This window comes from Rhodococcus sp. 14C212 (assembly GCF_011058195.1).
In the GTDB taxonomy this organism is placed as follows: Bacteria; Actinomycetota; Actinomycetes; order Mycobacteriales; family Mycobacteriaceae; genus Rhodococcus; species Rhodococcus aetherivorans.
Genome location: NZ_JAALEH010000074.1, coordinates 20787 through 28657, shown reverse-complemented (window position 1 = coordinate 28657; position 7871 = coordinate 20787). Strand labels below are relative to the sequence as shown.

The following is a 7871-nucleotide window of genomic DNA, read 5'->3' as shown; positions in this document are numbered from 1 at the left end:
CTGCGGGGGCGCACCGAGGGCGTCGGCCGGCGGGGCGAACAGGGGTGCGAGGTCGAGTCCGCGGCGCCGCCAATGTTCGAGCGCCGCGTCGGGTTCGAGCAGGTCGACGCGGCCGACGGCGTCGTCGAGGCGGGACAGGCCCAGCGCCGCGAGCCGCCGGCGCACGTCCCCGGCGACGAACCGGAAGAATTGCTCCACGAATTCCGCTCTGCCGGTGAACTTCTCCCGCAATCCGGGGTTCTGGGTGGCGATGCCGACGGGACACGTGTCGAGGTGGCACACCCGCATGAGGATGCAGCCGAGGACCACCAGGGGCGCCGTGGCGAACCCGAACTCCTCGGCGCCGAGCAGCGCCGCGATCATCACGTCGCGGCCGGTACGCAGCCCGCCGTCGCACTGCACGGTGATGCGGTCGCGCAGGCCGCTCAGCACGAGGGTCTGCTGGGTCTCGGCGAGCCCGATCTCCCACGGGGTGCCGGTGTGCTGCAGGGCGGTGAGCAGGGCTGCCCCGGTGCCGCCGTCGTGGCCGGAGATCAGCACCACGTCGGCATGGGCCTTGGCGACGCCGGCGGCGACGATGCCGACGCCGACGCCGCTGACGAGCTTGACGTGGATGCGGGCGAGCGGGTTGGCGCACCGCAGGTCGTGTACGAGCTCGGCGAGGTCCTCGATGGAGTAGATGTCGTGGTGCGGCGGCGGGGAGATCAGTCCGACGCCCGTGGTGGCGTGCCGGGTACGGGCGATCCACGGGTACACCTTGTGACCCGGAAGCTGACCTCCCTCACCGGGTTTCGCTCCCTGCGCCATCTTGATCTGCAGGTCGGTCGCGTCGGCGAGGTAGGCGGCGGTGACACCGAAGCGGCCGCTGGCGACCTGCTTGACGGCGCTGCGGCGCAGCGGGTCCCCGAGGCGGTCGGGATCCTCCCCGCCCTCCCCCGAGTTCGACCGGCCGCCGAGGCGGTTCATCGCGACGGCGAGGGTCTCGTGTGCCTCACCGGAGATCGACCCGTAACTCATCGCCCCCGTGGCGAAGCGGCGCACGATGTCCTCCACCGGCTCGACCTCGTCGAGCGGGATCGGATCCGCGGCGACGGTGCGCAACAGCCCGCGCAGGGTTCCGCCCGCGGCGGCGAGCCGGTCGATCTCGGCGCAGTACCGCGCGTAGACGTCCACGCGCCCGGTGCGGGTCGCGTGCTGCAGCAGGAACACCGTCTCCGGGGTGAACAGGTGGGGTTCGCCGTCGCGTCGATACCGGTAGACGCCGCCACTGTCGAGGTCCGTTTCGGCGCAGCGATTCTCGAAGGCGGTCCGGTGCCGGCGACGGGCGTCGCGGGCCAGGTCGGCGAGGCCCGCGCCGCCCAGCCGGGAGACGGTGCCGGGAAGATACGCGTCCACGACCTCGTGGGCGAGGCCGACGGCCTCGAACGTCTGCGCCGCCGTGTACGAGGCGAGGGTGGAGATACCGAGCTTGGCCATCACCTCGCGAACCCCGGAGACGACGGCGCGCCGGTAGTTCACCGCGGCCGTCGCCGGGTCCGTGCCGGGGATGCGCCCGGCGGCCGCGAGTGAGCGCACGGTGTCGAGGGCGACGTAGGGGCATACCGCCGCGGCGCCGAATCCGACGAGCGCGGCCACATGGTGGACCTCGCGCGCATCCCCGGATTCGGCGATCAGCGCGACGCGGGTGCGCCGCCGCGTGCGGACGAGGTGGTGGTGCACGGCGGAGACGGCGAGCAGGGACGGGATGGGGACGCGGTCCGGACCGCAACCGCGGTCGGTGACGATCAGGATGCCCCGGCCGGCGTCGATGGCAGTGTCGGCGGCGCGGCGCAGGTCGGCGATCCCGGCGGCGAGGGCCTCGCCGGGGTCGCCGCCGGCCGCGAAGTGCGCGGGCAGGGCCTGGGAGGCGAGGGCCGGGCGCGGCCCGTCCGGGCCGAGTGCCGCGACGGCGGCGAGTTCGTCGGTGTCGAGGATCGGACCGGGCAGCACCAGTTGCCGGCACGACTTCGGGGACGCGTCGAACAGGTTGTCCTCCGGGCCGGCGACGCGCCGCATCGAGGTGACGACCCGTTCGCGGATCGCGTCCAACGGCGGGTTGGTGACCTGCGCGAACAATTCGACGACGTAGTCGTAGAGCAGCCGGGGGCGCGGCGACAGCACCGCGGGGGCGATGTCGGCGCCCATCGAGCCGAGCGGTTCGGCGCCGGTCGCGGCCATCGGTTCGAGCAGCACCTCGAGGTCCTCGCGGGTGTACCCGAACAGCCGGTGCGTCCGGCCCGGGTCGTGGTCCGGGCCGGGGTGCCCGCCCGGGCGGGGCAGATCCGCCAGGTCGATCTGCCCGTCCCGCAACCACCGGCCGTAGGGGTGGGCGGCGGCGAGGGCGTCGAGCAGTTCGTCGGGCGGGACGATGCGGCCGGCAGCGGTGTCGACGAGGAGCATCCGGCCCGGCTCGAGCCGGCCCTTGTGCACGATGTGTTCCGGTGGCACGTCGAGGATTCCGGTTTCGCTGCCGAACAGGACGCGGTCGTCGGCGGTGCGGCACCACCGGCCGGGTCGCAGCCCGTTGCGGTCGAGGACGGCACCGAACAGCCGTCCGTCGGTGAAGGGCAGGCACGCCGGCCCGTCCCACGGTTCGAGCAGCGCGGCGTGGAAGCGGTGGAAGGCGCGTCGCCGGGGATCGAGGTCGGGCTCGTTCTCCCATGCGGGCGGGACGAGCATGGTCACCGCGTGCGGCAGCGAGCGCCCGGCGAGGTGCAGCAGTTCGAGTACCTCGTCGAGGGAGGCCGAGTCCGACATATCGGGGGCGCAGACCGGGAACAACCGGGTCAGGTCGCCGGGCAGCAGACCGGTGCGCAGGAGTCCCTCGCGGGCGTGCATCCGGTTGCGGTTGCCGCGGATCGTGTTGATCTCGCCGTTGTGGGCGCTGTACCGGAACGGTTGGGCGAGCCGCCACGACGGGAAGGTGTTGGTGGAGAAACGGCTGTGCACGAGCGCGATCGGGCTGGCGCAGCGCGGGTCCCGCAGGTCGGGGAAGAACTCCGGCAACTGCTGCGCCGTGAGCATGCCCTTGTAGACGACGGTGCGGGCGGACAGCGACGGGAAATAGACGTCGCCGGTGTGCTCGGCGCGGCGCCGCAGCGGATACACCCGCCGGTCGAGGTCCACGCCGGCGGGCCGGCCGCCCCCCGCGCGCGGGGCGGCCACGAACAGCTGACTGATGTGGGGTCGGCACGCTCCGGCGGTGCGCCCGAGGCCGGACGGGTCGACGGGAACCTCGCGCCAGCCGAGGATCTGGAGATCCTCGTCGGCCGCGAGCGCGTGGATCCGTCGTCGCGCCGTCGCCCGGCGCCGCGGGTCGCGGGGCAGAAAGCACAGGCCGGTGGCGTAGCACCCCGGCGGCGGGAGCTCGAAGCCGGTGACGGCGTCGAGGAGCGCGGCGGGGACCGCGAGGGTGATGCCGGCGCCGTCACCGCTGGCGGGTTCGCGACCGCAGGCGCCGCGGTGGCCGAGGTTGCGCAGCGCGGTGAGGGCGTCGGCGACGGTGCGGTGGGTGCTGCGGCCGCGCAGGTCGACGATCGCGCCCACGCCGCAGGAATCCGATTCGCGGTCGGGGTCGTAGAGTCCGCGGGCCTCGGGCATCCCGGAATGCCGCACCGGTCCACCTCCACGTCGCCGGTGTGGCGGCGACGTCGCGCGTCGTCGGATGGGCGGCCCCGACGGGGTCGCCACGACGGGCGTGCGCTGCGGTATGGGTGGCCGGACCAGTTCCGCCCGACGATCGAACCGGGGATCGGTCCCGGTGGCGGCCAGTCTACGCGCGCGACGGCCGGCCGCGCGAGAGGCGCGACCGGCCGTCGGGTGGGTGGGTCAGGGCCGCAGCGGGCGGCCGTCGGAGTCGCGGACGCTGCCGGTGAGCATCATGATCCCGTCGATGACGGACCACACCCAGATCACCGGGATGATCACGAAGCCGACCAGGAGGATGGTCAGCAGTCCGCCGATCCACAGCCCCAGCAGCTGGATGAGGCCGACGGCGGTGCTCCCGAGGTAGAGCCGCCCGACACCGCAGATCCCGACGAAGGGCAGCAGCAGCTGCAACAGGCCCGCGGTGGTCTTCGACTTGTCGGAGTAGGGTTCGCCCGTCGCCGGATCCCGTCCGTACGGCGCGGCGGGATCGCCGTAGGCGCCGTAGCCGGTGGGACCGTAGCCGCCGGTGGGACCGTAGCCCGGCCCGGCGGGCGGCTGGTACTGCGGCCCGCTCTGGAACTGCGGGTCGGGGGCCCCGTAGACGGGTCCGCTGCCGTACTGCCCGCCGGTCGGCGCCTCGGTCCCGCCCGTGTGCGCCGTGCCGTACTGCGCTTCGCTCGACGGCGGTGGATAGCTCGGCGTGGTGCCCCAGCCGGGACCGTTGCCCATTCCGGAGTAGGTGTCCCAGCCCGGTCCGGCCGTGCCCCACGTGGGTGCGGTCGACTCGGTGGTGGGCGGCGGAACGGACAGCGACGCCTGGGCGGTCGGATCGTAGTCGGCGGTGCCGCCGAACGTGGGCAGCTCCGCGGTGGGGGCCGGCTCGCCGCCCGGCGGTGCGGAACTCGACCCGGCAGCGGGGGCGGCCTCGGCGTCGGACTGTTTGCGCAGGTCCGGTCCCGCGGACGTCTCGTCCTTCTTCCGCAGATCCGGGCCCGTGGGGTCCGGGGATCCCGCGTCGGATGTGGTCACGACTTGTCCCCTCCGTTCTCGCTGCGCCTACCTGTCTCGACCTTACCGCCGGCCTCGGCCGATGCCACGGGCCCGGATGCGTCGTCCCGCTTCTCGTCGTCGGCCGAGCCACCGGATCCGATCCCGGCGCCGGTTGCGGTGACATCGTCTGCAACTGCGGCGGCGCCGTGCGGGTGACGGGACTGGAGTTCCTCGGGCGCTTCGCGGCCCTTGCGGGCGAAGACGACGTAGGCGACGGCGAGGACGAACACGATGGCGGAGGTGAAGGAGTTGATCCGGATACCGGCGATCTCGGTGGCCGGATCGGACCGCATGAGTTCGACGAAGAAGCGGCCCGCGCTGTAGCCGGCCACGTAGAGCGCGAACAGCCGGCCGTGTCCGATACGGAAGCGCCGGTCGACGAACACGAGCAGCAGCACGACGAGCAGGTTCCAGACCAACTCGTACAGGAACGTCGGGTGCACCACCGCCGCGACCTGCCCGGTGGAGACCCCGTCGATCAGGTCCGGGCTCGTCTGTCCCGCGTCGTTGCGACGCTCGTAGATCTCGAGGCCCCACGGGACGGTCGTCTCCCGGCCGTAGAGTTCCTGGTTGAACCAGTTGCCGAGCCGCCCGATGGCCTGCGCCAGCAGGATCGCCGGGGCCACCGCATCACCGAGGGCGGGCAGCGGGACACCGCGGCGCCGGCACCCGATCCAGGCGCCGACGCCGCCGAGGGCGACCGCCCCCCAGATCCCGAGTCCGCCCTGCCAGATCTTCAGCGCGTCGACCGGGTCGGCGCCCGCACCGAAGTACTTCTGCCAGTCGGTGGCGACGTGGTACAGGCGCCCACCGATCAGGCCGAACGGCACCGCCCACACCGCGACGTCGAGGACGGTGCCCGGCTCGCCGCCGCGGGCGACCCAGCGACGGTCGCCCCAGAAGATGGCGACGACGATCCCGACGATGATGCACAGGGCGTAGGCCCGCAGCGCGATCGGTCCGAGGTACCACACCCCCTGCGGTGGACTGGGCAGATACGCCAGGACGGTAGCGGCGGCGGGTACGGCGGTGGAGGTCACGTGGCCACGCTAGCCGAGCGCACGCCCTCCGCGAGTTCCGTGGTGAGCGTGCGCAACGCGTCGGGGCCCTGCGCGACGGCGGCCACCAGCGCCGAGCCGACGATCACCGCGTCCGCGTAGGCGGCGATCTGCGCGGCCTGTTCCCGGGACCGCACGCCCAGGCCGACCCCCACGGGGATCTGCGAGTGCTCCCGCACCCGGGCGACGAGTTCGGGCGCCATGTCGGAGACGGCGTCGCGGGCGCCGGTCACGCCCATCGTGGAGGTGGCGTAGACGAACCCGCGGCACGAGTCGACGGTCATGACGAGGCGCTCGGCGGTCGACGACGGAGCGACCAGGAAGATGCGGTCGAGCCCGTGCCGGTCCGCCGCTGCGATCCACTGCTCGGCCTCGTCGGGAATGAGGTCCGGGGTGATGATCCCCAGCCCCCCGGCCGCGGCGAGGTCGCGGGCGAATTCGTCGATCCCGTACCTGAGGACGAGGTTCCAGTAGGTCATCACGACGGCGTGGCCGCCGGCCGCGGCGACGGCCTCGACGACGCGGAACACGTCCCGCACCCGGAAGCCCGCGGTGAGCGCCTCGTCGGCGGCGGCCTGGATGGTGGGGCCGTCCATCACCGGGTCGCTGTAGGGGATGCCGACCTCGACGATGTCGCAGCCGGCCTGCACGAGCACTTCGAACGCCTCGATCGAGCGCGGCAGGTCGGGGTATCCGGCGGGCAGGTAGCCGACGAGCGCGGCGCGGTTCTCGGCCTTGCATCGGTCGAAGACCTCACCGAGGCGGGACTGCGGCTGCTGGGCGCTCACTGCGCGGATCCTTCCGTCTTGTCGGGGGTGGCGGGGTCGGCGGGAAGGAGCCCGAACCACCGCGCGGCGGTGTCGACGTCCTTGTCGCCGCGGCCGGACAGATTGACCAGCACGACGGCGCCGGGGCCGAGTTCGCGGCCCAGCTTCAGGGCCCCGGCGACGGCGTGCGCCGACTCGATGGCGGGGATGATGCCCTCGGTGCGCGAGAGCAGCGAGAACGCCTCCATGGCCTCGGCGTCGGTGACGGGCCGGTACTCGGCGCGGCCGATGTCCTTGAGGTAGGAGTGCTCGGGTCCGACGCCGGGGTAGTCCAGGCCGGCGGAGATCGAGTGCGACTCGACGGTCTGGCCGTCCTCGTCCTGCAGCAGGTAGGAGTAGGCGCCGTGCAGCGCGCCGGGCGTGCCGCCGGTGATGGTGGCGGCGTGCCGCCCGGTTTCCACCCCGTCGCCGCCGGCCTCGAAGCCGACCAGGCGGACGCCGGGGTCGTCGAGGAAGGCATGGAAGATGCCGATGGCGTTGGATCCGCCGCCGACGCAGGCGGTGACGGCGTCGGGCAACCGGCCGGTGAGCGCCTGGACCTGCGCGCGCGCCTCCAGGCCGATGATGCGCTGGAAGTCGCGCACCATCATGGGGAACGGGTGCGGGCCGGCGGCGGTGCCGAAACAGTAGTAGGTGTTGTGGGCATTGGTGACCCAGTCGCGCATGGCCTCGTTGATCGCGTCCTTGAGAGTGCGCGAACCGCTGGTCGCGGCGACGACCTCGGCGCCGAGCAGGCGCATCCGGGCGACGTTGAGGGCCTGTCGTTCGGTGTCGACCTCGCCCATGTAGACGACGCAGTCGAGGCCGAGCAGGGCGCAGGCGGTGGCGGTGGCGACGCCGTGCTGCCCGGCACCGGTCTCCGCGATGACCCGGGTCTTGCCCATCCGCTGGGCGAGCAGGGCCTGCCCGAGCACGTTGTTGATCTTGTGCGAGCCGGTGTGGTTGAGATCCTCGCGCTTGAGCACGATCCGGGCGCCGCCGGCGTGTTCGCTCAGCCGCTTGGCCTCGTAGACCGGGGAGGGCCGGCCGGTGTAGTCGCGCTGCAACCGGTCGAGTTCGTCGAGGAACCCGTTGTCGACCCGCGCCTTGTCGTATTCGGCGGTGACCTCCTCGATCACCGCCATCAGCGCCTCGGGGACGAACCGGCCGCCGAAGACACCGAAGTGGCCGCCGGGGTCGGGTTCGTGCGCGCTGTGCTCGGCCACTGCGGCGCTCATGCGGGGCAGACCGCGGCCCTTGGCGGAAAGTA

5 protein-coding genes are annotated in these 7871 nt (G+C 73.0%); all 5 read right to left on the bottom strand.

The features are described from left to right. Positions 1-3639, bottom strand: a 3639-nt coding sequence (gltB, locus tag G6038_RS23670; protein ID WP_165040293.1) for a glutamate synthase large subunit, incomplete at its 3' end; no start/stop codon positions are given. A gap of 228 nt (positions 3640-3867) precedes the next feature. After that, entirely contained in the window at positions 3868-4716 is an 849-nt protein-coding gene (locus G6038_RS23665; protein ID WP_165040286.1) for a TM2 domain-containing protein, read from the bottom strand. Next, on the bottom strand, positions 4713-5777 hold the full coding sequence (gene lgt, locus G6038_RS23660) for a prolipoprotein diacylglyceryl transferase (protein WP_165040284.1): 1065 nt from the start codon (positions 5775-5777) through the stop codon (positions 4713-4715). Before lgt ends, G6038_RS23665 begins: the two co-directional genes overlap by 4 nt. After that, positions 5774-6583 (bottom strand): tryptophan synthase subunit alpha, encoded by an 810-nt coding sequence (gene trpA / locus G6038_RS23655; protein ID WP_165040282.1) that lies wholly within the window; start codon positions 6581-6583, stop codon positions 5774-5776. The genes lgt and trpA overlap by 4 nt, the downstream gene beginning before the upstream one ends. After that, complete coding sequence (gene trpB / locus G6038_RS23650) at positions 6580-7839, bottom strand: tryptophan synthase subunit beta (RefSeq protein ID WP_165040291.1); 1260 nt, start codon at positions 7837-7839, stop codon at positions 6580-6582. Before trpB ends, trpA begins: the two co-directional genes overlap by 4 nt. Positions 7840-7871 lie beyond the last annotated feature (32 nt).